This is a genomic window from Falsiroseomonas sp. E2-1-a4 (genome assembly GCF_051433165.1).
In the GTDB taxonomy this organism is placed as follows: Bacteria; Pseudomonadota; Alphaproteobacteria; order Acetobacterales; family Acetobacteraceae; genus Falsiroseomonas.
In genome coordinates, this window is record NZ_JBHMFS010000006.1 from 162,639 (window position 1) to 186,548 (window position 23,910).

Consider the following 23,910-nt stretch of genomic DNA (forward strand, 5'->3'; position numbering starts at 1 on the left):
ATCCCTCAGCGCTCTCGCCGCGTGGTGGCTTGTTCATAGGCCCGGGCGAAGGCTTTGCCGAAGGCGCTGTCGAAATCATCCTCGAACTGGTCGGCCAGCAGCGCGTGGCGGCGCTTGTACGCCTCCCACAGCCGCTTTTCCTTCGCGCCGGGCAGCAGGCCGCCGCCGGGGTCCTCGGCCTCGATCGAGGCCGGGGCCAGGCGTTCAAGCAGGGCGCGGGCGGCGGCCTGGGTGGCGGCCAGCGTGGCCACCTGATGCGCCGTCAGGTCCTCCACCGTTTCCTGTACCGCGGCGAGCGCGGGTGTGCGCGGGTCGAGCAGCGCGGCGAGGGCCTGGTCCTCGGTGGCGGCGAATTTCAGCGGATTGTTGTTGGCGGCGCGGAGCATGGTCTGCTCGATGCGGAATTCCCGCTTCACATCAGCCCGCGCGATCAGCAAGGCGCGGATGCCGGTGATGGCGGCGCGCAGCACGGCCCCGGCGGCACGCAGCGCCGCATCCGGGTCCTGCGCCGCCATTTGCGCGGCCATCTGCGGCGGCAGCCCGGCGCCGGCCAGCAGCGCGGCCAGCGCGGCGGCGCTGTCCGGTGCTGCGGTGGGCGGCGGCGGGGCGAGGGGCACGGCAGGCGGCGGGGCGCGGAAGCCGTCATCGGTTTCGAGGAAGGGATCGCGGGGCGGCGGCGCCGGGGGTGAAGGCGGGGACGGCGCGAAGGGGTTCGCCGCCGGCGCCGCGAAAGGATCGGCCGCGGGGGGTGGTGGCGCAGGGGGTGGCGCAGGGGGTGGCGCCGGGGGTGGCGCCGAAGGCGTCGGTGGCGTCAGGCCCAGATCCCAGTCATCCGGGATCAGCGCCTTGCCGGCGGGCAGGCTCGGCGGGACCATGAAGGCCTCGGCGGTGGAGGGCGCGTGGTCCGGCATCGGCCCCTGCTGCCCGGCGGGGCCGAAGGGGTCGAAATCATCCGGCAGCGGCCCGCCGCCACCCGGGCCGGGCGGTGGGGCGCCGAAGCCGGGCAGCGCGGCATCCCCGAAGCCCTGGCTCGGTGGCGGGTTCGCGAAGGGGTCGGCTGCCGTGCTCCAGCCTGGCTGCGCCGCGGTTTCGGTGATCCGAACCTCGATCTCATAGGCCCCGAGGCGCAGTCGGTCGCCATCCCGCAATGGCCGGATCTGGTCGCGGCCGACCGGTGCATCGCCGTGGTTCACGAAGGTGCCGTTGGTGGACAGGTCGCGCACCTGCCAGCCACCGCCGAAATACTCCAGCACGCAATGCCGTTTGGACAGCACGCGGTCTGGGTCCTGCAATGGCCAGTCGCATTCCCCGGCGCGGCCCAGGCTGATCTCGCCGCCGGTGGCGCGGCGCTGGCCGGGCACCACGGCATCGGGGCAGCGCAGAACGGAGAGGATGATTTCGGACATGGCTCAGCCGCCGATCAGCACGGTGGGGAAGCCCATGATCAGCGCGCCGCCATGCGCGCAGGTATCGCCGATGCGCGCCGCCGGCAGCTTGTTCACCAGGACCGTCATGCTGCCCTTCACGATGATGTCCGGCGGCCCGACGCAGAGGCAGGTATCGGTGATGCGCGCCTGCGGCAGCTTGCCGGTCAGCACGGTGGGGGAGCCCATCAGCACCGGCCCGCCGACATGCGGAATCGGCGGCACGCCCGGCGTGACCATCGGGCAGATATGCATATCGGTGATCCGGGACGCCGGTGGCCCTGGCATCAGCCGACCTCCACCCTTTGGGCTTCCATAACCTGGCCGCCGTCCTCCGGCGCGATACGCCCGGCGCCGCCGGCGGCGATGTCCCGCGCCGAGGCCAGGAAGCGCGCCAACCGGTCCTGCGCCCGTTCGGGGCGGATGCGGACCGCGGCCAGCACCACGCCGCCGCTGACGGCCACGCCGGTCAGGTGGTCCGGCGGCGGTACCTCCGGCTGGCCGGCCGGCGCCATGCTGCCGCCGGACCAAAAGGCCCCCACCGCGGCCCAGGCCTCGGGGGATCGGAAGCCGGTGCGTTGCGCCGCTTCCATCGCCGCGCGCCGCAGCCCGTCATCGCCCGGCTTGCGGACCCAGGCTTCCGCGGCCTGCAACGCCGCGGCATCGGCCGGGGTCAGCGCCGGGTCGGGCACCGCGCGGGCGCACATGCAGCTCCACCACACGGCTTCCCGCTTCGGCAGCGCATGGGCGGCCAGCCGCGCGGCCTCGTTCCGCAGCCCGGCGGCTTCGAGCTTCGCAATGCCCTCCGCCGCGGTGGTGGCACCGGCGATGGCGGCCATGGCCGGCGGGTCGAGCTCCAGCCGGGGCAGCAGGGGCGGGAGCGGCGCGGCGAGCTTGGGGAGGGGCTCGGTCATATCAGTTGATCATCACCAGGGCGCCCTCGACCTGGACCAGCGCATCCGCCTTCTCCTGCACCATCAGGCCCTTTACCTTGTGCACGAGCTGCGCCTCGCTGGTGATGAGCATGCCCTTCAGCGTGATGCCGGTCTGATCCACCACCAGGGAGGATTGCCCGACCTTCAGCGTGATCGACTGCATCGCCTCCAGCGTGATGGCGCCAAGGTCGCATTTGACGGTCAGGTTGCCGAGCTTCAGCTGGGTGCTGTCATTGCCCATCTTCAGCACGGTGTCGCGGTTACCCATCTCGATGGCAAGCGAATCATTGCCCATTTTAATTGTTTCGATTCGGTTACCCTTTTCCAGGGTCAGCGTGTCATCCGCATCCTTGACCGTGACCGTGCGGGCATTCTGCACCACCTGCGTCTGGTTGCGGCCGATGGTGGTCTTCTCGTCGTTCTCGACCTCCACCGTCAGGTTCTTCTGCGCGTGCAGCGTGATGTCCTCGCTGCCCTTCTTGTCCTCGAAACGCAGCATGTTGGCGTCCGACGCGCTGTCCGATTTGTAGCTGCGCGTCAGGATGCCGCTTTGCGCCTTGTTGGTGCCGGGCTTGAAGGGCGGCGGCGCATCCTTGCCATAGACTGAACCCACGACGATCGGCCGGTCCGGGTCGCCATCCAGGAACGCCACCAGCACCTCATCCCCCACCCTTGGCGGGAACCAGGTGCCGCCCCAGGCGCCGGCCGCGGTCTGCATGACGCGCACCCAGATGGAGGCGGTATCATCGTCCTTGGCGACCCGGTCCCAGCGGAACTTCACCTTCACGCGGCCAAATTCGTCGAGATGGATCTTCTCCCCGCTCGGGCCGGTCACCTTGGCCGAATGCATGCCGGGCATGATCGGCCGGTCGTGCCGCGGTTGCGGCATCCAGACGCGCGCGGCGAAGACCAGCCGAAGCTGCGCCGCGTAATGCTCCGTCTGCCCGGCGCCGGCCGCAAGCCCGGAAGCGTCGGAGGCCTGGTGGCGGACGCCGGTGACCAGATACTGCTTGTTGTTGAGGCTGCCATCCTCCCGCTTCACGCCGACGAACAGCCGCACGCCGGGGGTGAAGCGCGGGTCGCGCGCATCGGCGCCGTATTCCTCGGACGCGGCTTCCTGCGCGCCCATCAGCACCTCCCCGCTCTCCAGATCGGGGCGGGTGGACATGCCGCCGGGCCAGTGGAACACCTCACCGGCCGCCCACATCTTGGCTTCCTCCGGGTAGGCGCGGGTCTGTCGCGTGGCGGCGAGCACTTCGGAGGGGCGCGACCTTTCGCTGTCCATGTCGTCCAGCTTGGTCATGGCGCTGCGCGCGCGGTTGATCCGCCGCCAGCCACCGAGATAATCGAGCTGCGGCGCGCCGTGCTCCGCCGTCATGCTTTCCTCGACATGCTGGGGAAAGCCCTGCGCGCTGTAGGCCACGTTCATCTCATGGCCCGACGCGCTGTGCGTGAAGCTGTAGGTCAGCCCATGCTCCTCCAGCAGGCGGGAGACGAAGTGCAGGTCGGTCTCGTTGAACTGCGTGCAGTAGGGCATCGGCGTGAAGCCGGGCAGCATGCTCCATTTCGGCTCCGCCAGGCCGTGATCGGCGAGCACCGCCTTCACCACCTCCTGCACCGTCTTGTCCTGGAAGATGCGGCAGTTGCGGCGCAGGCCGAGGCGCCAGAGGTTGGGCACCGCCACCAGCCGATAGGCCATGCGCCCGCCCGGCCCCGGGCCAAGGCGCTGGAATTCCGCCACCACGCCATGGAAGTGCCGCACCAGCGCCGAAGGCCCGCGCTGCGTGACGGTGATGCAGAGATCCTTGGTCAGCAGGCTTTCGGGCAGCAGGTCCGGGTCCTCGCCCAGCACCTCGGCCTCGATGCTGTAGGGGGCGCCCACCTCCTCGGTCACGTTCAGACGCACGACCAGAAGCGCCCGGTCAGGCAGATGCGTCTTGATGCCGAGTAGTCGCGGAGGCTGCATGCCCGTCAGGTCCTCCCCTGGGAATCCGACCGGCCGTGAAACTCAACCGGAACGCAGGAACCCCTGCCCATTTGGACAGGATAGACAGGCTTTGCCGCCGACGGAAGCAACCGCGGCACCCGATGGAACAGGATGCAACAATGTTGCGCCGCCCGCGCAACCGTGGCGCGAATTGTGCAGTGGCCATGAATGATGGGCGCTGTTACGGTTCGTTTCCTGACTTTGCGCTGGAATGCCGAAATGCCCTTTCGCACACCCGCTGCTGCCCCACCGCCAAGCCGGATGCGCGGCAGGCTGAAGCGAGGCTTGGCGCTGCTGACCGCCACCGCCATGCTGACCGCCTGCGTCTCGACGCGGGAAGCGCGGATCGGCGCCGAGGATGGCGATGCCTGCCGCACGCAGCTCGTCGCGCTCGACAGCACCGGCAATTTCTTCGCCGAGGACATCCTGCGCGGCGCCGCCATGGGCGCGGTCGGCGGCGCCCTGCTCGGCGGGCTGCTGGCCGCGGCCACCGGGCAGCGCGGCAGCGGCATCGCGGCCGGCGCCGCGATCGGCGCGGTGGGTGGCGGCGTGGCGGGCGGTACCGCCGGCTACTTCTCCGCCCGCCAGCAGCAGGCGACCGACCAGGCCTCGCTCAGCCTAGCTGTGGCGAGCGACCTGGCGGCGGAAAACGTGCAGCTCGATCGCACGCAACTGGCCTTCAACCAGCTGATGGATTGCCGCTTCCGCAGCGCCGAGCAGATCCGCGCCGATCTGCGAACCGGCCGCCTCGCCCGCCCTCAGGCGGCGGCGGCGATGGAGAACATCCGCGCCCGCACCCAGCGTGACATCCAACTGGCGCAGACCATCAATGGCCAGATCGCCAACCGCGGCGCGCAATTCGACACCGCCATCGACACGCTGGCCCCGGATGTGAAGCAGGCCGCCGCCATGCCGGTGCGCGCGCTACCGGCACAGCCGAGTGGCGCGGTGAAGCTGTATCTGCGCCCCGATGCCGGGTCCCCGGAAGTGGCGCAACTGCCGGCGCGGCAGCGGGTGACGCTGCGCCCGTCACGCAACGGCTTTGCCCAGGTGGAAACCAGCTCCGGCGTCCGCGGCTATGCGGCGGCGCAAGCCTTTCCGGAGGCGCAGAAGCTCGGCGACCGTCCCGCCCTGGCGGAGGGCCGCGATGTGCGGTCCCTGGCCGCCAGCAACATCGCTCGGCGCGACAATTTCGCCGAGAGCGTCGGCACCGCGGAACGCCTGACCGCGCAGGGCCAGGGCTTCGAACTGGCCACCTGAGATGCGCCGGCTCGCATTCCTGCTGCTGTGGCTGGTCGCGGTTCTCGCGCCGGCCGCGGCGCAGGTGCCCGAGCCGCCGCAGCAGCCCTTCCTGCGGGTGGAGGCCGCCGCTCACACCGCGCCCGTGGCGCGACTGGCGACCGATGCGGCGGGGCGAATCCTGGCCAGCGTCTCCGACGACAAGACGCTGCGGCTGTGGGATCTGCCCGAAGGCACCCTGCGCGCCGTGCTGCGTCCGCCAATCGCCCCCGAAGCGGAGGGCGAGCTGTATGCCGTGGCGCTGACGCCGGATGGAAGGCGCGCCTTCGTCGCCGGCTGGACCGGCGCGGCCTGGGATCGCAGCTACGCCATCTATCTGTTCGACACCGGCAGCGGCCGCATGCTGGCGCGGCTGCCCGGCCTGCCGGCGCCGGTGCAGCACCTGGCGCTATCCGCCGATGGCACGCGTCTGGCCGCGGCGCTGGGCGGGCGCGCCGGCATCCGCGTCTGGAACGCCACCACCGGCGCGTCGCTGTGGGCCGATGCGGGATTCACCGGCCCCGCCCGCATGGTGGCCTTCGAACCGCGGGGCGAGAGGCTTGCCGCCAGCGGCGCCGATGGAAGGCTGCGGGTGTACGACGCCACCGGCCGCAAGCTGGCGGAGCGTGTGCCGCTGGCCAATGCGCGGCCCTTTGGCCTGGCCTGGTCGCCCGATGGCGGGCTGATCGCGTTGGGCTTCGAGGACCGGCTGCGGGTGGAGGTGCTGGCCAGCAACGATCTGCGCGCCGTCTTCACGCCGGATGTGGCGGGGCTGGAGGGCGAGGGCCTGCCGGCGGTGACCTGGGCGCAGGATGGCAGCGGTGGCGTGCAGCTGCATGCGGCGGGCTATGCGCGCCGTGCCGGGGGGCAATTTCTCATCCGCCGCTGGGGCGATTACGGCCTTGGCGGCTTCACCGATGTGGCGGCGGCGCGGGACGCCATCGCGCATCTGCTGCCGCTGCCAGGTGGCGGGCTGGCCTTCGCCGCGGCCGATCCGGGCTGGGGCATGCTGGCGCCGGATGGGGCTTTGGCGATCGCGCCACGGCCGCCGGGGGCGGATTTCCGCAATACCGGCGCCGGGCTTGCGGTTTCCGCCGATGGCACGCGGCTGCGCGTGGCGCTGCGCCAGGGCGCGGCACCGCTGGTGTTCGATGCGCTGGCCGGCAGCCTCGGCGCCGCCAGCGGCGATTTCGCGACGGCGCGGACCGAGAGCGCGCGGCTGGTGGTAACCGATTGGCGGGACACCAACCGCCCGCGGCTCGGCCGCACGCTGCTGACGCTGGGCGCCGGGGAGTTCGCTCGCAGCCTGGCCTTGCTGGATGGGGATGCGGGGCTGCTGCTTGGCACCGACAACCATCTGCGGCTGTTCAATGCATCCGGCCGCGCGGTCGCCAGCCTGCCGGTGCCGGGCGCGGTCTGGGGGCTGGCGCTGGCGGGCGATGTCGCGGTGGGCGCGCTGGGAGATGGCACGCTGCGCTGGTGGCGGATCACGGGCGGGGTCATCACCGAACAGGCGGCGCTGTTCATCCACGCGGAATCGCAGCGCTGGGTGCTGTGGACGCCGGAGGGGCTGTTCGACCATGCGCCGAATGGCGGGCAGGAACTGGTCGGGCTGCATCTGAATGGCGGCCGCGCGCAGACGCCGGAATGGGCGAGTTTCCAGCAGGCCTATCGCGCGCTGTATGCGCCGGCCGCGGTGCGCGCGCGCATCGCCGGAGACGGCGCGCCGGCCCGCGCGCGGCTGGCACAGCTTGGCGAATTGCGTGCCCGCGTCGGCCGGCTGCCGCTGCTCGCGCCCGAATCGGCCTGCGCCGTGACACCCAGCGGCTGCACGGAGCTGGCCTGGGACAGCCGCAGCCTGCCGGAGGGGGCCACCGCGCTGCGGCTGCGCTTCGCCACCACGGATCGCGGCCTGGGCCTCGGCCCCCTCGACGTGCTGGTGAATGACCGGATCGCGGCGCGGGCCGAACCCGAGCTCGCGCCCGGCACGCGGGGCGGCGCCGGCGCGCTGGAGGCGGAGGTGCCGCTGGACCCCGGCCCCAACCGCATAACCACGCGGCTGTATGCGGAGGACCGCGCCCTGTTCGCGGAAGGCCCGGCGCTGGATCTGCGCCGCGCCGGAACCCAGGCGCCGCCGGAAGCCGGGCGGCTCATGGTGCTGGCCATCGGCATCAACCGCTACGCCAACCCGGCGCTGAATCTGAACTTCGCCGTGCCGGATGCGGAATCCGTGGCGCGTGCGCTGCGTGCCCGCGCCGGCGGGCTGTTCCGCGAGGTGCAGGTGACGGTGCTGCGCGATGCCCAGGCAACCCGCCGCGGCGTGCTGGCGGCGCTGGAGGATCTGGCGCGCACGACGCAGCCGCAGGACACCTTTGTGCTGTATCTCGCCGGCCATGGCGTGCGGACGGAGCCGGACCAGCGCTTCCTGTTCCTGCCGCAGGATGCGACGGAAACCGGCAACTGGGCCGCGCTGCGCCGCCAGGGGATCGAGGACTCCGTGCTGGTCGCGGCCATCGCCCGCATCCGTGCGCGGGATGGGCTGCTGCTGCTGGATACCTGCCACGCCGGGCAGTTGACGATGGACCAGCTTTCCGCCTTGGGCAACGAGACCGGGCGCTTTCTGCTCGCTGCCAGCACCTCGGTGCAGGAGGCGCTGGACAGCTATGATGACCGCAACGGCGTCTTCGCCTTCGCGGTGCTGGAGGCACTCGGCGGTCGCGCGGCGGCGGATGGCGAGGGACGGGTCAGCGCGCTGGCGCTGGGCGAATGGGTGATGCGCCGGGTGCCGCAATTGGCGGCGGAGAAGCGGCACCGGCAGGATGCGGTGTTCCGTAGCGCAAGCCGCGATCTGCGGAGTTTCTCGCTGGCCATCGTGCCGCAGCCCTGATCGCCGCATGAAAAACCCCACCCGGTGCAACACCGGGTGGGGTGGCAGGCGCGGGCCTGGCCCGGGTGGCTCAGCCGGACTTGGCGGAAGCGATGTCGTAGATCACGTGGCCGGTGGTGGTCGACTTGAACTTGTCATCGACCTTCAGATACTCGCTGTCCACCTTGGTGAAGTTCAGCGACAGCGACTCCGACGGACGGTCGCCGCCGCTGCTCAGCGAATAGCCGCTGACCAGCGTGTTGGTCAGGATGTATTTCTGGTAGGCGATGTGCTTGCCGCTCGCATCCGTCTGCGTCATGTCGATCTTCACGGTCTTCGCGTCACCGCCGATCGCTTCCTTCAGCATGAGCGGGGAGATCGCGTCCATCGTCTTGGTCACGACGATCTCGGACACGCTCGGCGCCGACGCCTCGCGCTTGGAGCCACCGCCGACGCCGGAGGAGATGCCGCGGCCCACGCCCCACTGAAGGCTCTGGACCTCCATCCACTTCTCGTAGCCCGTCGCCGTCGCCTCGCCCGCGAGGTCGCCATATTTGATGAAGATCGCCATTGTCAGGTCCCTTGCCTTTGGTTGACCAACATGTCCCCGAATGAAGCTGCCTCGGCGGCGGGGCCTATCAGCCGAGGTCGTACCGGAAGCCGCCGGCATCATTGATGCCGACCTGCACCCGGTTGATCTCATCCCCCGCCGCGAGCCGTTCCAGGATGCCGGCGGAAAGCTCCGGCAGCAGGGTGCGGCTGAGGATGTTGTCGATGTTGCGCGCGCCGGATTCGACTTCCTTGCAGCGGGAGACGATGGTCTCCGGCACCGCATCGTCGAATTCCAGCGGCACGCCGTAACTCTCGACCATGCGCCGGCCGATGCTGCGGAGCTTGAGGATGCAGATGCTTTTCAGCACCTCGTCCGCCAGCGGGTAGTAGATGACGGTGTTGCAGCGGCCGAGGAAGGCCGGCTTGAACACCTTCAGCAGGTCCGGCTGTAACGCTTCCCGCAGCGGCTCCGGCTCGGGCGCCGTGTCGGGGTCCGCGCAGAGCTTCGCGATGGTGTCGGTGCCGGCATTGCTGGTCATGATGATGACGCAGTTGCGGAAGTCGATGTCCCGCCCCTCGCCATCCTTCATCTGGCCCTTGTCGAAGACCTGATAGAACACGTCCTGCACGCCGGGATGCGCCTTCTCCATCTCATCGAGCAGGACCACGGAATAGGGACGGCGGCGCACGGCTTCCGTCAGCACGCCGCCTTCGCCGTAGCCGACATAGCCGGGGGGCGAGCCCATCAGGAGCGAGACCTTATGCTCCTCCTTGAACTCGGACATGTTGATGACGGTGAGGTTCTGTTCGCCGCCATACAGCAGGTCCGCCACCGCCAGCGCCGTTTCCGTCTTGCCGACGCCGGAGGTGCCGGCCATCAGGAAGACGCCGATGGGCTTGCGCGGATCGGTCAGCCCGGCGCGGCTGGTGCGGATGGCCTGCGCGATGGCATCCAGCGCATGGTCCTGGCCGACGACGCGCTCCATCAGCTTCTGCTTCAGGTTCAGCACCGTCTTGATCTCGTCCGAGACCATGCGGCCGACCGGAATGCCGGTCCAGGTCGCGACGACCTCCGCCACCGCCTGGCCATCGACCACCGGATGCACCAGCGGGTTCTCGCCCTGCAGCGCCTTCAGTTCCTTCGACGCATCCGCCAGATCCTTGCGGACCTGCTCTGCGTCCAAAGGTGGCGCATCCGGGGTCAGGTTCAGCGCCGCGGTCTCGGCCTGCAGGCGCAGATCGCGGATCTTGGCGACCAGCGCCTTCTCCGCCTCCCACCGCGTGTTCAGTTCGCCAAGCTCGGCCTCGGCCTTTGCGCGCTCGGCTTCCAGTGCCGCGATGCGGGCGGCGTGGTCGCTGCCGGTGGCGGATTCGCGGCCGACGGCGCCAAGCTCCGTCGCGATCATCTCAAGCTTGCGGGTACGGTCCTCGATCGGCGCCGGGATGGAGGCCTGGCTCATGGAGACGCGGGCGCAGGCGGTATCCAGCAGCGACACGCCCTTGTCGGGAAGCTGGCGCGACGGGATGAATCTCGCAGAAAGCTTCACCGCATCGCTGATCGCCTCGTCCAGGATGCGGACACCGTGATGCTTCTCCAGCGTTGTCACCAGGCCGCGCAGCATGGCCATGGCCAGCGGCTCGGAGGGTTCATCCACCTTCACCACCTGGAAGCGGCGGGTGAGCGCGGCGTCCTTCTCGAAATACTTCTTGTACTCGGCCCAGGTGGTGGCGGCGACGCAGCGCAGCTCACCGCGCGCGAGTGCCGGCTTCAGCAGGTTCGCGGCATCATTCTGCCCGGCCTGGCCGCCGGCGCCGATCAGCGTATGCGCCTCGTCGATGAACATGACGATCGGCGTGGGGGAGGCCTTCACCGTGTCGATGACACCTTTGAGGCGATTTTCGAACTCGCCCTTCACGCCCGCGCCGGCCTGCAACAGGCCGAGGTCGAGCGACATCAGCTTCACGCCGCGCAGCGCCGCCGGCACGTCGCCCTGCGCGATGCGCAGCGCCAGGCCCTCGACCACCGCGGTCTTGCCGACGCCGGGCTCGCCGGTGAGGATCGGGTTGTTCTGGCGGCGGCGGGTCAGGATATCCACCATCTGGCGGATTTCCGCGTCGCGGCCGAGGATCGGGTCGATCTTTCCGGCTTTCGCCTGCGCCGTCAGGTCGGTGCAGAACTGCTCCAGCGGACCATCGCCGCGCGGTGCGCCACTGGCGGCCGGTGCGGCACCGGGGGCGGTTGCAGTGGCCTCGGCCTGGGTCGCTTCCTCGCTGCCGCTGGTCAGGTCGGGCAGGTTGCGGCGCACGCGGTCCGCCGGCACGGCGGCGAGAGTCGGCGAACTGTCACGCAACGTGCGCGCCAGCGCGTCATCCGCCAGCAGCGCGGCCAGCATGTGACCGCTACGAATGCGTGAAACATTGGCTTCGAGCGAGGCGATCAGCCAGGCTTCCCGCAGCCAGGCGACGATATCGGGCGACAGCGCCGGGGCGCGGGCATTGCCGGTGCGAAGCCGGTCGAGCGCCTTGGTGAGTTCCGCGGCAACCTTGCCGGCATCGACCTCGAGCTTGCGGAGGATATGGGCGATGTCGCTGCCGCTGGTCTCGACCAGCTTCAGCAGCACATGCTCGACTTCCACATTGTAGTGGCTGCGCGAGAGCGTCAGCCCGGCGGCCGCCTCCACCTGCCGGCGGCAGATATCGCTCAGCCGCCCGACAACGGATTTCAGGTCCACAGCCACCATGTGACGGTTCGCTCCTCGGGTCCTGCACCTGACGTTAATCGCCGGGCCTTAACGAACGGTCCTTCGCATGGCGAAAGCCGTTTCGAAGGCGTAGGCTAATCAGCGGTAGCGCAGGTGTCCACAATGCCAGCGGCGGGGGTAGGGCGTGTTTCGCCACGTTTCGTGGCGTTTCATGAGCCTCACCTGGAGGTATCGCGACGACTTGAAGCTGCGGCAGAATGGTGTGGCGCTGCCGGGGCGGTTCCGCTCCGGCATGTTGCGGCCAGGATTTGGCAGGGAGTGACTGCGTGTCCGAGGACCCGATCGACCTGGAGGCGCTGCTGGCGCCGCTCGATGCTGGCGAGGGTGGCGCCGGGGTGGATCTGCGCGGCGATTTCTCGCCCAGCTCACCCTATCAGCGCCTGCGCGACGCCCGTGCCGCGGCCAGGGCCGAGGAACGGGCGCGCGACAGCGACGGGGACACCGAAAGCCCGCCGGCCGAGGCCTGGCGCGACGTGGCGCGCATCGGGCAGGAAACGCTGGCGACGCGCGCCAAGGATTTCGAGGTGGCGGCCTGGCTGACGGAAGCGCTGGTGCGCCAGCATGGGCTGGCCGGCCTCGCCGCCGGGGCGAAGCTGATCACCGGGCTGTGCGAACAGTACTGGGATGCCGGCTTCCCGCAGCCGGATGAGGATGGGCTGGATGCTCGCGCCGCGCCGATCGGCGGGCTGGCCGGCAGCGGCAGCGACGGCACGGTGATGCAGCCGCTGCGCCGCCTCCCCCTGTTCCGCCGCACGGACGGCACGCCGCTGGGACTGTACCAATGGGACCAGGCGGAGGAGACGGCGGCGATCGTCAATGAGGAACGCCTGGCCGCGCGGCGAGCGGCGGGCGTGCCGGAGTTGGCGACGTTGCAGGCCGAGGCACGGATGGACCGGGCCTTTCTGAGCGGCGCCGGCCAGGCCGCCATGGTGGCGCGCGAGGCCTGGCTGGCGATGGAGCAGGCCACCGACACCCGCTTCGGCAGCGAGGCGCCCGCCACCCGCAATGTCAGCCGGCTGCTGGACCGGATCATCGAGGTGGTGGGCAGCCTCGGCGGCGCGGTGGCGGAGGCGGCCCCGGTGGCGGCCACTTCCGCCCAGTCGCCAACAGCCGGCACGGCAGCCGCGGCGCCGGTGGCGGCCGCCGGCGGCCCGGCGGTTCTGGCAACGCGGGAGGATGCGTTGCGGGAGCTGGGCCGCATCGCCGAATATTTCCGGCGCACCGAACCGCATTCGCCCCTGTCCTACACGCTGGATGAGGCGGTGCGGCGCGGACGTATGACGCTGGCCGAATTGCTGGCGGAGGTGCTGCCGGATATGGAGGCGCGGCACGGCCTGCTGGCCCGCCTCGGCATTCGGCCGGAGGAGCTTTCGGAATGAGCGCGCGCCACCAGCATGCCGCGCCCTGGGTACGACGCACACCCGCAAAGGTTGACGCGCCGGGCACCGAAAGCGTTATCTGCCGACAAGGCAACGGCTTCGGTCGCGATCCCTTGCGACCCGACACGGTCAAGACCGGCACGTTCAACCTGAGGGTACGGAAAACGCCATGACAAGCGTCCATGACAAGCTGGCGCGCGTGCGCAAGCCGCGCGTCCACATCACCTACGAAGTCGAGACCGAAGGCGCCGCCATCGTGCGGGAACTGCCCTTCGTCGTCGGCGTGATGGGCGATTACGCCGGGGATCCGACGGAACCGTTGAAGCCGCTGGCCGACCGGAAATTCGTCCAGATCGACCGCGACAATTTCAACGACGTCATGGCGCGCATCGCGCCCGGGCTGAACCTGAAGGTCGACAACACCCTGGCCGCCGATGGCAGCCAGATGGCGGTGAACCTGAAGTTCAAATCGATGGAGGATTTCGAACCGGCAAAGGTGGCCGAGCAGGTCCCGGCGCTGAAGGCGCTGCTGGAAACCCGCGCCAAGCTGCGTGACCTGATGAGCAAGGTCGACCGCTCCGATGAGCTGGAAGGCCTGCTGGAGCAGGTGCTGAACGACAAGTCGAAGCTCGACGCGCTGTCCGCCGAGCTTGGCCTCGACAAGAAGGAGGGCTGAGCCATGAGCTCGACGCAGTCACAACCGGGCGGCGCCACAACCACCACCGAAGAAGGCGGCCTCGGCCTGCTGGACCAGGTGATCGGTGCCACCAAGCAGACCGAGCGCGACCGGGCGCAGGAGCTGATCAAGGCGCTGACCGAGGAAGCGCTGAAGGGCACCGTGACCTTCAGCCGCAACCTGACCCAGACCTTCGACCGCGCCATCGCAGCGATCGACGCCAAGGTGAGCGAACAGCTCAACCAGGTGATGCACCATCCGCGCTTCACCAAGCTCGAAGGCTCCTGGCGCGGGCTGAACTACCTGGTGATGAACAGCGAGACGGGCACCAGTCTCAAGATCCGCATGTTGCAGGCCAGCAAGAAGGACCTGTCGCGGGATCTGCAGCGGGCGGTTGAGTTCGACCAGTCCGGCCTGTTCAAGAAGATCTACGAGAACGAGTTCGGCACGCCCGGTGGCGAGCCTTACGGCGCACTGGTCGGGGACTATGAGTGGACCGCGCATCCGGATGACGTGGAGACGCTGCGGCTGATCTCCAATGTTGCCGCCGGCGCCTTCGCGCCGTTCATTTCCGGCGTGGGCGCCGGGATGTTCGGCTTCGAGGATTGGCGAGAACTGTCCAAGCCGCGCGACCTGGCGAAGATCTTCGAGACGCAGGAATACGCCAAGTGGCGGTCCTTCCGCGAGACGGAAGATGCGCGATTCGTGGCGCTGGTCATGCCACGCGTCATCGCCCGCCTGCCCTATGGCGCCGCGACCAAGCCGATCGAGGAATTCGACTACGAGGAAGCCCCGCGCAACGCGGATGGCTCCGCCCAGGCGCAGGGTCACCACGATTACTGCTGGATGAACGCGGCCTATGTGAAGGCGGCGCGGCTGACGGATGCCTTCGCGCAATACGGCTTCTGCACCGCGATCCGCGGCGCGGAGGGTGGCGGCAAGGTCTCCAATTTGCCGAACCACACCTTTACCAGCGATGACGGCGACGCGGATGCCAAGTGCCCGACGGAGATCGGCATCACCGACCGGCGCGAGGCGGAGCTTTCCGGCCTCGGCTTCCTGCCGCTTTGCCACTACAAGAACACGGATTACGCGGTGTTCTTCGGGTCGCAGTCGGCCCAGAAGCCGAAGAAGTATGACCGGCCGGAGGCGACGGCAAATGCCGCCATCTCCGCGCGCCTGCCCTACATGATGGCGACAAGCCGTTTCGCGCACTATTTGAAGGTGATGGCGCGGGACAAGATCGGGTCCTTCATGGAGGCGTCGGATTGCGAGGTCTGGCTCAACCGCTGGATCCAGAATTTCGTCAATCCGATGGAAGGCGCCGGTCAGGAAGCCCGCGCGAAGTACCCGCTGCGCGAGGCGCAGATCGAGGTGAAGGAAGTACCGGGCAAGCCGGGCGTCTACAACGCGGTGGCGCATTTGCGGCCGTGGCTGCAAATGGAGGAGCTCACCACCTCGATGCGGATGGTCGCGCGGATTCCGCAAAAGTCCTGAACCATGGACCCGGCCACGCCGTTGCGCGACGCGGTGCTGGCCGGGCGATTCCTCGGCCGCGATCCGGCTGCCGAGGGTCTGGCGGCTCTGCTGGCGGAGACGGACGCGGCGCAGCTTCTGCGCGGCTGGTTCGGGGAAGCGCGGCTGGCCACGCTGGCCCGCGACCCCTGGCCGGCGGAGGCGCTGCGCGGTGCGCTGGACCGGGATGTCGCGGCGCTGGATGCGATGCTGTCGGCGCAGTTGGATGCCGTGCTGCATGCGGCGCGGCTGCGGCGGCTGGAAGGATCCTGGCGCGGCCTTGCCTGGCTGGTGGACAGGCTGCCGGCCGCTGGCGGCAAGGTTCGGCTGAAACTGCTTGCGGCGCGCTGGGCGGAACTGTGCCGCGACCTGGAACGCGCGGTTGAATTCGACCAGAGTCAGGTCTTCAAAGCGATCTATGAGCGGGAGTTCGGCATCGCCGGCGGCGAGCCCTTCGGCCTGATCGCGGCCGATTACGAAATCCGACACATGCCCGCCCCCGGCCACCCAACCGATGATGTCGGCGCGCTGACCGCCTTCGCCGCCGTCGCCGCCGCAGCCTTCGCGCCCATCATCTTCGCCGCATCCCCGGCTTTGGTCGGGCTGGACAGCTTCGCGGAAGCCGCTCCGGCCTTTGATCTCACGGATGCGCTGGGCGGGCCGGAACATGCGCGCTGGCGCAATGCGGCAGCGCTGGAGGATATGCGCTTCCTGTGTGTCGCGCTGCCGCGCGTGCTGGGCCGCGCGCCCTGGCCGGATGATGGCAGCCGCGTCGATCGCTTCCGCTATCGCGGCCATGCCGCGGGCGCGGAACAGCGCGTCTGGTCCACGCCCGTGTACGGCCTGGCCGCCGCCGCGGTGCGCGCCTTCGACCGCTACGCCTGGCCCGGCGAGGTGCGCGGGGCGGAGCCGCAGGAGGATGCGATCGGCGGCGTGCTGGACGGCCTGCCCTATGAGCGCTTCCCCTCCGACCCGCCTGGCCCTCCGCCGCGGGCGCCGTTGGATCTGGCGCTGACGGATGAACAGGAACGCCAGATCAGCGATGGCCGCCTGGTGCCGCTTTCGGCGCTGGAGGGGCTGGCGGAGGCGAGTTTTGGCGCGCTGCCCGCGTTGCACCGCCCGCCGCGCATGAACAGCGCGATCGCGGAGGCGAACCAGCGGCTTTCCACGCAGATCAACACGCTGCTCTGCGTCAGCCGCTTCGCGCATTGCATCAAGCTGATGGGCCGCGACATGGTGGGGTCTTCGCGGGAAGCGCCGGAGGTGGAGTATGAATTGCAGCGCTGGCTCGACCGCTTCGTCAGCGGGCTTGGCTCCGGCGGGGCCGAGGTCACGGCGAAATATCCGCTGATGGATGCGAAGGTCGAGGTGCGGGAGCGGCGCGACAAGCCGGGCGTCTACGGCTGCACCGTGCATCTGCGTCCGCATCACCAGTTGGATGAGGTCGGCGCCGCCTTCCGGCTGACCACGGAATTCGCCCCCCGCAGGAATGCGGCATGAGGTCGCCCCGCGGCGGAACGCCGCATGAGGTCGCCCCGCGTGCAGCGGCGTGAAATATTATGCAGCGCAGGGCGGCCTAGGCTGCGCTCTGCGCGAATTGTCCAGTCGAGGAAATGCCCAGAATGACCACCGCAGGGGATGCCTTCCATGCCGGCGACCTGGCCGCGGCGCTGGCCGCCGCCACCGCCGCGGTGAAGGCCGCGCCGACCGATTCGGATGCGCGCTGGCTGCTGGCGGAGCTGATGCTCTATGTCGGGGAAGCCGAGCGCGCCGACCGCATGTTGGACGCCGCCGCGCTGCACGAGCCGAACCCGGCCGTGCTGGAATTCCGCAAGCTGCTGCGCGCGGAGGTGGTGCGCGGCCAGGTGCTCGTCGAGGGCCGCGCGCCGAAATACCAGGGCGATGACGCGACCGCCGCGCAGCAGGCGGCGCTGCGCGCCCGCGTGCTGCTGCGGGCGGGAGAGCTGGAGGCGGCAAATGTAGCGGCGGAGGAGATCGAATCGCTCCGCCCCCGCGCGCCCGGCCGCGCCGATGACACACCCTTCGACGATCTGCGCGATGCGGATGATCTGTTCGCCGCGGAGTTCGAGGTGCTGACCACTGCCGGCGACCACATGCTGGTGCCGGTGGAGCGTGTGCGGTCCCTCACCTTCGACCCGCCGCGCCGGCCGCGCGACCTGTTCTGGCGCCGCTGCGCGATCGAGCTGAAGGACAGCACCGAGGGCGTGGTGTTCATGCCGGCGCTGTATTTCGGCGCTCATGCCGAATCCGAGAATCCGCTGAAGCTCGGCCGCGCCACCGAATGGACGCATCCCGAGGATGGGCCGGTGCGCGGCCGCGGGCAGCGACTGCTGCTGGCGGGGGATGACGCGCTGGCCATTTCCGCCGTCACCACGCTGGTGTTCGATTGAGCGCCGGGCTGGCACCGGCGCGCGGGGAAAGATGAGCGGAACACGAATCAGGGGGCCGGCGCATCGGGCGCGGCTGCCGCTGCTCGACCGGCTGCTGGATGCGGACCCCGGCGCGCCGGAACCGCCGCCGCCCAGCATCGCCGTGGCGCTGGAACTGCTGCATCGCGCGGTGCGGCGGGATCTGGAAGCGGTGCTGAACGCCCGCCGCCGTCGCCGCCCAGTGCCGGCGGGGCTGGATGAGTTGGTGGTCTCGCCGCTGAACTACGGCATTCCGGACGCAACCTCCGGCGCCTATGCCGTGCCGGCGCGGCGCGAGGCGCTGGCGCGGGAGGTGGAGGCGACGATCCGCCGCTTCGAACCGCGGCTGATGTCCATCCGCGTCGAGCTGGTGGGCGGGGAGAATGAGCTGGACCGCGCGCTGCGGCTGAAGGTGGACGCCGTGCTGCGCGCCGATCCGGTGCCGGAGCCGGTGAGCTTCGAGACGCTGCTCGAACCCGTCTCTCGCGACGTGACGGTGCGCGAAAGCTGATGTCGGACGACCTTCTCCCCTTCTACAACCGCGAGCTGGCCGCGATCCGGCGCCTCGCGGGGGAATTCGCGGAGGCCAATCCGAAGGTTGCCGGCCGCCTGCGGATGACGCCGGATGCGGTGGATGATCCGCATGTCGAACGCCTGCTGGAGGGCGTGGCCTTCCTCGCCGCGCGGGTGCAGCACCGGCTGGATGATGAACTGCCGGAACTGACGGATGCACTGCTGGAACTGTTGTGCCCGCATCTTCTGGCGCCGGTTCCCTCGCTGACCACCGTGCGCCTGCTGCCGAAGCCGGAAGCCGCCGGCGCCGCGCTGGTGCCGCGCGGCACGCGGCTGGAGACGGAGGCGGTGCGCGGCGAACGCCTGACCTTCCGCACCTGCCAGGACACCACGCTGTGGCCCGTGGCGGTGGAGGCGGCGCGGCTCGCCGGCCTGCCGCTGCCGGCGCCGGCCAACCCGCAAGCGCAGGGCGCGGTGGCGGTGCTGCGGCTGACGCTGTCGACCACCCTGCCCGGCCTGACCTTCGCCGAGATCGGCATCGACCGGCTGCGGCTGCATCTGCGCGGCGCCGGGCCGGTGCCGGTGCAGCTTCTCGAATTGCTCTGCACCTCGACCCTGTCGATCGCGCTGGCCGATGGCCCATCCGATCCGCGTCCCGTGCTGCTGGGGCGGGAGGCGCTGAGCCAGGGCGGCTTCGCGCCGGAGGAAGCGGCCCTGCCCTGGCCGCCGCGCGCCTTCACCGGGCACCGGCTGCTGACCGAGTTTTTCGCCTTCCCCGAGAAGTTTCTCTACCTCGACCTCGATGGGCTGGACCGCCGCAGCCTGGTGCAGCGCAGCCCGAAGATGGAGATCTTCATCTATCTCTCGCGCGCGGTGCCGGAGCTGGAACGCGCCGTCTCGGCGGAGAATTTCGCGCTCGGCTGCACGCCGGCGATCAACCTGTTCAAGCAGATCTGCGAGCCGATCGCGCTGGATGGCACGCAATCCGATTGGCTGGTGGTGCCCGATGCCCGCCGCCCCGCGGCGCTCGAGGTCTACGCGGTGGAGGCGGTACGGCTCAGCCGGGCGGAGGATCCGCGCCCGAGACGCGTGCCCGCCTTCCACCGCCTGCGCGCGGAGGCACCCAGCGAGGCGGAGGCGGAAGCGACGGATGTGAGCTGGATCGCCGCGCGGCGCCCCGCGCCGGGCATCCTGGGCGGCAGCGAGACGCGGCTGATGCTGCGCGATCCGCATTTCGATCCGTCCCTGCCGGCGGATGGGGTGCTCGGCGTGGATGCGCTGTGCTGCAACCGGGATTTGCCTTCGCTGCTGCCCTTCGGCGGCGGGCAGCCTCGGCTGCGGATCGCGGATCCCGCCACGCCGGCCGGCAGCGCTGAATGCCTGTCCCCGCCGACGCCGACGCTGCGGCCGCAATTGCGGGAACGCAGCGGCTGGCGGCTGGTCTCGCACCTCGCGCTGAACCATCTGGGCGTCACCGGCGGGCCGCAGGCGGCACTCGCCTTGAAGGAAATGCTGCGGTTGCATGATCTGCGGGACACGCCGGAAACGCGGCTGGCGCTGGAGGGCCTGATCTCCGTCACCGCCACCCCCGGCGTCGCCCGTCTGCCCGGCGTGCGGCCCGGTAGCTTCGCGCGCGGGCTGGAAGTGGCGCTGACCTTCGAACCGCAGGCCTGGACCGCGGGCGGGCTGTTCCTGCTGTGCGGGGTGCTGGAGCGGTTCCTGGCCTTGCAGGTTTCGGTGAATGGCTTCGTGCGATCCAGCGCCCTGCTGCGCGGGCGCAGCGGTGCCGTTGCCACCTGGCCGGCGCGCAGCGGAACGCGGGTGCTGTTGTGAAAAAAGCACCCTCCCCGCGCGAAAAGCTGGCTGCCGAGCCGGCGCGGTTCAGCCTGGACCAGGCGGCGGCGGTGCTGGCGCCGGGGCGGGACCCGGTGGACCTGCCCTACCGCACCCAGGCGCGGCTCGGGGCGCCAGGTGGGGAGGTGGCGGGTAGCAACCCGCAAACCGGAGAGATCGTCACGCCGACCTTCGGGCTGATCGGCCCGGGCGGCGTGCTGCCGCGGCACTACACGGCAACGGTGGCGGCAGAAGCCCGGAAACGGTCCGTCGCGTTGCACAATTTCCTCGACATGCTGGCGCGGCGCTTCACGGGGCTGTTCGTGAAGGCCGGCGCGAAATACCGCCCGGCGCGGGACCCGGTGCCGGCGGAACGCGTGCTGGCGGCGGCGAGTGGCCTTGGCACGCCGCATCTGGTGCAGCGGCTGGCGACGCCGCTGCCGGCGCTGCTGTACCATGCCGGCGCGCTCGCCTCTCGCTCCCGCAGCGCAGAACGTCTGCGCGGGCTGCTGACGGAGGAAACCGGCACGCCGGTGGAGATCGTGGAATTCGCCGGCGGCTGGATCCGCCTGCCGACCGGCGAGCAATCCCGCATGGCGGCGCGCGGCCAGCCCGGCGTGAATTGCGGGCTGGGGGTGGATGCGGCGCTCGGCGCCCAGGCCTGGGACCCCTCCGCCCGCTTCCTGCTGCGGCTGGGTCCGCTGAAACTGAAGGAGTTTGAGGCGCTGCTGCCCGGCGCGTCGCTGCATGGGCGGCTGGTCGAGCTGATCCGCCTGCAGGTCGGGCTGGAGCAGGATTTCGCGCTGAACCCGGTGCTGGCGGCCGCCGAAGTGCCGCCGTTGAAACTTGGTGTTGGCGGCGCCAGGCTTGGCTGGACCGGCTGGCTCACCGCCCCCCGCCCGCGCCGCGCCGATGCGCGGGAGGCGCTGCTCAGTCCCATTTCTCCCTCGCGTCAGGATGCCGCATGAGCACGCAAACCGGCTGGTCCCGCGGCTACCCCGTGGGCGAGCCCTACCCGGCCGCCTGGCACGCCTTCCAATCCCCCGCGCATCTCGCCGCCGCCTGCGCGCTGATGGGCGTGGCGTGGGAGGTGGGGCCGGAGACGCCGATGCAGATCGCGGAGATCGGCTGCGGATCGGGCTACACTGCCAATGTGCTGGCCGCCGGCAATCCGAAGGCACAGGTTCTGGGGCTGGACTACAACCCGGCTCATATCGCCGAGGCCCGGTCCATGGCCGCCGAGGCACGCCTGACCAATGCGCGCTTCGAGGCGACGGACCTGGCGGAGCTGGACGGGGCGGAGCTGGACCGGCTGCCGGAATTCGACCTGGTGACGGTGCATGGCCTGTGGTCCTGGGTGGCGGACCCGGTGCGGGAGGGTGTGCTGCGGTTGCTGCGGCGACGGCTGAAGCCCGGCGGCGTGGTGCTGATCACCTACAACGCGCTGCCCGGCGCCGGCGGGGCGCTCGGCCTGTCCCGCCTGGCACGCGGTGCGTTGCGGGGTGCCGGCAGCACGGCGGCGGGCATCGATGCGGCGCGGGACATCGTGCAGAAGCTGGTGGCGGCGGAGGCGCAGCACCTTCCGCCCTCCACTTGGCGCGCGCTGATGACCGGGGAGATTTCCGGCGCCCGGGCCGGCTACCTGCTGCATGAATTCATTACCGACCATTGGCGCCCCTGCTTCTTCGCCGATGTGCAGGAGGCGATGGCCACGGCGCGCTGCGAGTTTGTCGGCAGCGCGACCCTCGACGAAAATTTCCCGACCATGTCGCTGACCCTGGCGCAGCAGGAAATCTGGCACGCGGCACCGGATGACACGGCGCGGCAATTGGTGCTGGATCTGTGCGTGCCGCGCGCCTTCCGGCGCGACATCTATGTGCGCGGCCTGCGGCGCGTTCCGCGGGATGCGGCGGTGGCCGCCATTCCGCTGGCCTCGGCCAGCCATGCCAAGGGCGCGCGCAAGCTGCGGACGCAGGCGGGCGAAGCGGAACTGCCGCCGCAGATCATCGAACCGATCCTGGCCGCGCTGGAATCCGGCCCGGAGACCATCGGCGCCCTGCTGTCCCTGCCCGGCTGCGGCAGTGTGACGCCGCCGGAGGCGCTGGCCATGCTGGTGGGCAGTGGCAGCGCGATGCCACTGTGGTCGGCGTCCGGCACCGGGGCTGCACCGGCGCGGCACTTCAACGCGGTGGCGGCGCGGCGGCTGACGCCACATGGCACGGGCTCCGGCCGCATGGCACTCGCCAGCCCGGCGCTGGCCGGGGGGCTGGCGGTGGATGCGATGGAACTCGCCATCGCCGATCTCGCCGCCCGTGCTCCGGAAGGTGGGGTGGCGGTGGAGCCGCTGCTGCGCGGCCTGCTGCCGCCGGGCGCGGAGCCGCCAGAGGAGATGCTGGCGCATCTGCGCGAACAGATTGGCTTCCTGTTGCAGAACCGGCTGCCCGTCTGGCGCAGCCTGGGGATCGTCTGAAGGGAGGATTTGCCATGCTGCGTATAGGGCTTGGCCTCGCGCTGCTGCTGGCACCCGCCGCGGCCTGGGCGCAGGTGCCGGAGGTGGAGCGGCTAATCGAGGGGCTGGACCCGGCCAGCCCGGTGACGCGCGGCATCCGCGTGCCCGCGCCGCCCGGCGCTGGTGTCCCCCCTGGCATCCCGGCGCCGGATCTGACGACGACGACGGCCCCGCCAGGCGCGGCCGCCATTTCGTTGACCGTCACCTTCGCCAGCGGCTCGGCCGAGTTGGGGCCGGACGCGACCCGCGTGCTGGACAATCTTGGCCAGGCGCTCGGCTCGCCACGCCTCGCTGGCTACCGCTTCCGGGTTGAGGGGCATACGGATACGGCCGGCCCGGCCTCGATGAACCAGGCGCTGTCCGACCGCCGCGCCGCGGCGGTGCGGGACCTTCTGATCAAACGGCATAGCGTGGACCCGGCACGGATCGAGGCGGTGGGCCTCGGCGAGACGCAATTGCTGGTGCCGACACAGGATGAAACAGCGGAACCGCGCAATCGCCGCGTCCAGGTGGTTAATCTGGGTGGCTGAGGCGTAGGCTTCGCCGCAAATGAACGGAGACTGTCCCATGTCCCTTGCCCCTTTCCCGCTCGCGCTTCTGGCCCTGGCGGCGGGCGCCATGCTGTTGCCGGCGCCGGCCCTGGCGCAGAGCGACCCTGCGGCGGCGCGGCTGATCGAGCAGCTTCGCCCGCGCGGCGACGGCGCCACGCGCGGCATCCGCCTGCCCTCCGCACCCGCCCCGACCCCTTCGGCCGAGACCGCACCCGTGCGGCCCGCCCCGCTCGGCGCCACCGCTACCCCCGCGCCGGCCACGCCCAGCGCTCCGCGACCGGTGGCGCGACCGGTGGTGCCGGACACCACGGCGCCGGAGGGGGTGCCGGCGGTGTCCATCACCGTCACCTTCCCCAGCGGCTCCGCCAATCTGACGCCGCAGGCGGAGGCAAGGCTGGCGCCGCTCGGCCGTGCCCTGGCCTCGGCCGACCTGGCGCCGTTCCGGTTTCGGATCGAGGGACATACGGATTCGGTGGGCGCCGCCTCGATGAACATGGCCCTGTCGGAACGCCGCGCCGCCGCGGTGCGGGATTACCTGATCCGGCAATACGGCGTCGATGGCGCCCGGCTGGAGGCGGTGGGGCTGGGCCAGACGCGGCTGCTGGTGCCAACCGGGGACGGGGTGAATGAGCCGCGGAACCGGCGCGTGCAGGTCATCAACCTGGACGGCTGACGACCGGGCTCCTTCAACGGTTCCGATC

19 protein-coding genes are annotated in these 23,910 nt (G+C 70.5%); 13 read left to right on the forward strand and 6 right to left on the reverse strand.

Annotated features, from left to right (window positions below; genetic code table 11):
* Window positions 1–5 precede the first annotated feature (5 nt).
* From tagH to ACFHNC_RS08915, 4 genes are read right to left on the reverse strand one after another with little or no spacing between them, the layout of a single operon-like run.
* On the reverse strand, window positions 6–1,406 hold the full coding sequence (gene tagH / locus ACFHNC_RS08900; RefSeq protein WP_437168869.1) for a type VI secretion system-associated FHA domain protein TagH: 1,401 nt from the start codon (window positions 1,404–1,406) through the stop codon (window positions 6–8).
* A 3-nt stretch (window positions 1,407–1,409) separates the two neighbouring features.
* Window positions 1,410–1,679: a PAAR domain-containing protein gene (locus ACFHNC_RS08905; RefSeq protein ID WP_437168870.1), complete on the reverse strand. Its 270-nt coding sequence runs from the start codon at window positions 1,677–1,679 to the stop codon at window positions 1,410–1,412.
* A 32-nt stretch (window positions 1,680–1,711) separates the two neighbouring features.
* Window positions 1,712–2,338, reverse strand: coding sequence for a DUF6931 family protein (locus ACFHNC_RS08910; protein ID WP_437168871.1), 627 nt, complete (start codon window positions 2,336–2,338; stop codon window positions 1,712–1,714).
* Between the two features lies 1 nt (window position 2,339).
* Window positions 2,340–4,325, reverse strand: coding sequence for a type VI secretion system Vgr family protein (locus ACFHNC_RS08915; RefSeq protein WP_437168872.1), 1,986 nt, complete (start codon window positions 4,323–4,325; stop codon window positions 2,340–2,342).
* A gap of 306 nt (window positions 4,326–4,631) precedes the next feature.
* On the opposite strand from ACFHNC_RS08915, the gene ACFHNC_RS08920 reads away from it, so the two are divergent.
* Window positions 4,632–5,606: a hypothetical protein gene (locus tag ACFHNC_RS08920; protein ID WP_437168873.1), complete on the forward strand. Its 975-nt coding sequence runs from the start codon at window positions 4,632–4,634 to the stop codon at window positions 5,604–5,606.
* Window position 5,607: 1 nt separating this feature from the next.
* Window positions 5,608–8,511, forward strand: a complete 2,904-nt coding sequence (locus ACFHNC_RS08925; RefSeq protein WP_437168874.1) for a caspase family protein — start codon at window positions 5,608–5,610, stop codon at window positions 8,509–8,511.
* A 70-nt stretch (window positions 8,512–8,581) separates the two neighbouring features.
* Here ACFHNC_RS08925 and ACFHNC_RS08930 read toward each other — a convergent pair whose 3' ends face one another.
* Together ACFHNC_RS08930 and tssH are read right to left on the reverse strand one after the other, a co-directional pair.
* Window positions 8,582–9,061: an Hcp family type VI secretion system effector gene (locus ACFHNC_RS08930; RefSeq protein ID WP_437168875.1), complete on the reverse strand. Its 480-nt coding sequence runs from the start codon at window positions 9,059–9,061 to the stop codon at window positions 8,582–8,584.
* A gap of 67 nt (window positions 9,062–9,128) precedes the next feature.
* Window positions 9,129–11,783 (reverse strand): type VI secretion system ATPase TssH, encoded by a 2,655-nt coding sequence (gene tssH / locus ACFHNC_RS08935; protein WP_437168876.1) that lies wholly within the window; start codon window positions 11,781–11,783, stop codon window positions 9,129–9,131.
* A 287-nt stretch (window positions 11,784–12,070) separates the two neighbouring features.
* Between tssH and tssA the strand changes: the two genes are divergently transcribed.
* From tssA to ACFHNC_RS08990, 11 genes are all read left to right on the forward strand, one after another.
* A complete protein-coding gene (gene tssA / locus ACFHNC_RS08940) occupies window positions 12,071–13,183 on the forward strand; it encodes a type VI secretion system protein TssA (protein ID WP_437168877.1) in 1,113 nt (370 codons plus the stop codon).
* A gap of 169 nt (window positions 13,184–13,352) precedes the next feature.
* Window positions 13,353–13,859, forward strand: a complete 507-nt coding sequence (gene tssB / locus ACFHNC_RS08945; protein ID WP_437168878.1) for a type VI secretion system contractile sheath small subunit — start codon at window positions 13,353–13,355, stop codon at window positions 13,857–13,859.
* A gap of 3 nt (window positions 13,860–13,862) precedes the next feature.
* Window positions 13,863–15,356 (forward strand): type VI secretion system contractile sheath large subunit, encoded by a 1,494-nt coding sequence (gene tssC, locus ACFHNC_RS08950; protein ID WP_437168879.1) that lies wholly within the window; start codon window positions 13,863–13,865, stop codon window positions 15,354–15,356.
* Between the two features lie 3 nt (window positions 15,357–15,359).
* A complete protein-coding gene (gene tssC / locus ACFHNC_RS08955) occupies window positions 15,360–16,874 on the forward strand; it encodes a type VI secretion system contractile sheath large subunit (protein WP_437168880.1) in 1,515 nt (504 codons plus the stop codon).
* Between the two features lie 122 nt (window positions 16,875–16,996).
* Window positions 16,997–17,785: a type VI secretion system accessory protein TagJ gene (locus ACFHNC_RS08960; RefSeq protein WP_437168881.1), complete on the forward strand. Its 789-nt coding sequence runs from the start codon at window positions 16,997–16,999 to the stop codon at window positions 17,783–17,785.
* Window positions 17,786–17,816: 31 nt separating this feature from the next.
* A complete protein-coding gene (tssE, locus tag ACFHNC_RS08965; RefSeq protein WP_437168882.1) occupies window positions 17,817–18,314 on the forward strand; it encodes a type VI secretion system baseplate subunit TssE in 498 nt (165 codons plus the stop codon).
* Entirely contained in the window at window positions 18,314–20,149 is a 1,836-nt protein-coding gene (tssF, locus tag ACFHNC_RS08970; RefSeq protein ID WP_437168883.1) for a type VI secretion system baseplate subunit TssF, read from the forward strand. The genes tssE and tssF overlap by 1 nt, the downstream gene beginning before the upstream one ends.
* On the forward strand, window positions 20,146–21,117 hold the full coding sequence (tssG, locus tag ACFHNC_RS08975) for a type VI secretion system baseplate subunit TssG (protein ID WP_437168884.1): 972 nt from the start codon (window positions 20,146–20,148) through the stop codon (window positions 21,115–21,117). Before tssF ends, tssG begins: the two co-directional genes overlap by 4 nt.
* The gene (locus ACFHNC_RS08980; RefSeq protein WP_437168885.1) at window positions 21,114–22,619 is read left to right on the forward strand and encodes a class I SAM-dependent methyltransferase; all 1,506 of its coding nucleotides are present in this window, start codon (window positions 21,114–21,116) and stop codon (window positions 22,617–22,619) included. Before tssG ends, ACFHNC_RS08980 begins: the two co-directional genes overlap by 4 nt.
* A gap of 14 nt (window positions 22,620–22,633) precedes the next feature.
* Window positions 22,634–23,188 (forward strand): OmpA family protein, encoded by a 555-nt coding sequence (locus ACFHNC_RS08985; protein ID WP_437168886.1) that lies wholly within the window; start codon window positions 22,634–22,636, stop codon window positions 23,186–23,188.
* A 37-nt stretch (window positions 23,189–23,225) separates the two neighbouring features.
* Window positions 23,226–23,882 carry an OmpA family protein gene (locus ACFHNC_RS08990; protein WP_437168887.1) on the forward strand — a complete coding sequence of 219 codons (657 nt, stop codon included), beginning with the start codon at window positions 23,226–23,228 and terminating at the stop codon, window positions 23,880–23,882.
* Window positions 23,883–23,910: the final 28 nt, after the last annotated feature.

Excerpts from the sequence above, each read along its gene's own strand:
- tagH (WP_437168869.1), bottom strand. The coding sequence starts at position 1,406 with ATGTCCGAAATCATCCTCTCCGTTCTGCGCTGCCCCGATGCCGTGGTG.
- ACFHNC_RS08905 (WP_437168870.1), bottom strand. The coding sequence starts at position 1,679 with ATGCATATCTGCCCGATGGTCACGCCGGGCGTGCCGCCGATTCCGCAT.
- ACFHNC_RS08910 (WP_437168871.1), bottom strand. The coding sequence starts at position 2,338 with ATGACCGAGCCCCTCCCCAAGCTCGCCGCGCCGCTCCCGCCCCTGCTG.
- ACFHNC_RS08915 (WP_437168872.1), bottom strand. The coding sequence starts at position 4,325 with ATGCAGCCTCCGCGACTACTCGGCATCAAGACGCATCTGCCTGACCGG.
- ACFHNC_RS08925 (WP_437168874.1), top strand. The coding sequence starts at position 5,608 with ATGCGCCGGCTCGCATTCCTGCTGCTGTGGCTGGTCGCGGTTCTCGCG.
- ACFHNC_RS08930 (WP_437168875.1), bottom strand. The coding sequence starts at position 9,061 with ATGGCGATCTTCATCAAATATGGCGACCTCGCGGGCGAGGCGACGGCG.
- tssH (WP_437168876.1), bottom strand. The coding sequence starts at position 11,783 with ATGGTGGCTGTGGACCTGAAATCCGTTGTCGGGCGGCTGAGCGATATC.
- tssB (WP_437168878.1), top strand. The coding sequence starts at position 13,353 with ATGACAAGCGTCCATGACAAGCTGGCGCGCGTGCGCAAGCCGCGCGTC.
- tssC (WP_437168879.1), top strand. The coding sequence starts at position 13,863 with ATGAGCTCGACGCAGTCACAACCGGGCGGCGCCACAACCACCACCGAA.
- tssC (WP_437168880.1), top strand. The coding sequence starts at position 15,360 with ATGGACCCGGCCACGCCGTTGCGCGACGCGGTGCTGGCCGGGCGATTC.
- ACFHNC_RS08960 (WP_437168881.1), top strand. The coding sequence starts at position 16,997 with ATGACCACCGCAGGGGATGCCTTCCATGCCGGCGACCTGGCCGCGGCG.
- tssE (WP_437168882.1), top strand. The coding sequence starts at position 17,817 with ATGAGCGGAACACGAATCAGGGGGCCGGCGCATCGGGCGCGGCTGCCG.
- tssF (WP_437168883.1), top strand. The coding sequence starts at position 18,314 with ATGTCGGACGACCTTCTCCCCTTCTACAACCGCGAGCTGGCCGCGATC.
- ACFHNC_RS08980 (WP_437168885.1), top strand. The coding sequence starts at position 21,114 with ATGAGCACGCAAACCGGCTGGTCCCGCGGCTACCCCGTGGGCGAGCCC.
- ACFHNC_RS08985 (WP_437168886.1), top strand. The coding sequence starts at position 22,634 with ATGCTGCGTATAGGGCTTGGCCTCGCGCTGCTGCTGGCACCCGCCGCG.
- ACFHNC_RS08990 (WP_437168887.1), top strand. The coding sequence starts at position 23,226 with ATGTCCCTTGCCCCTTTCCCGCTCGCGCTTCTGGCCCTGGCGGCGGGC.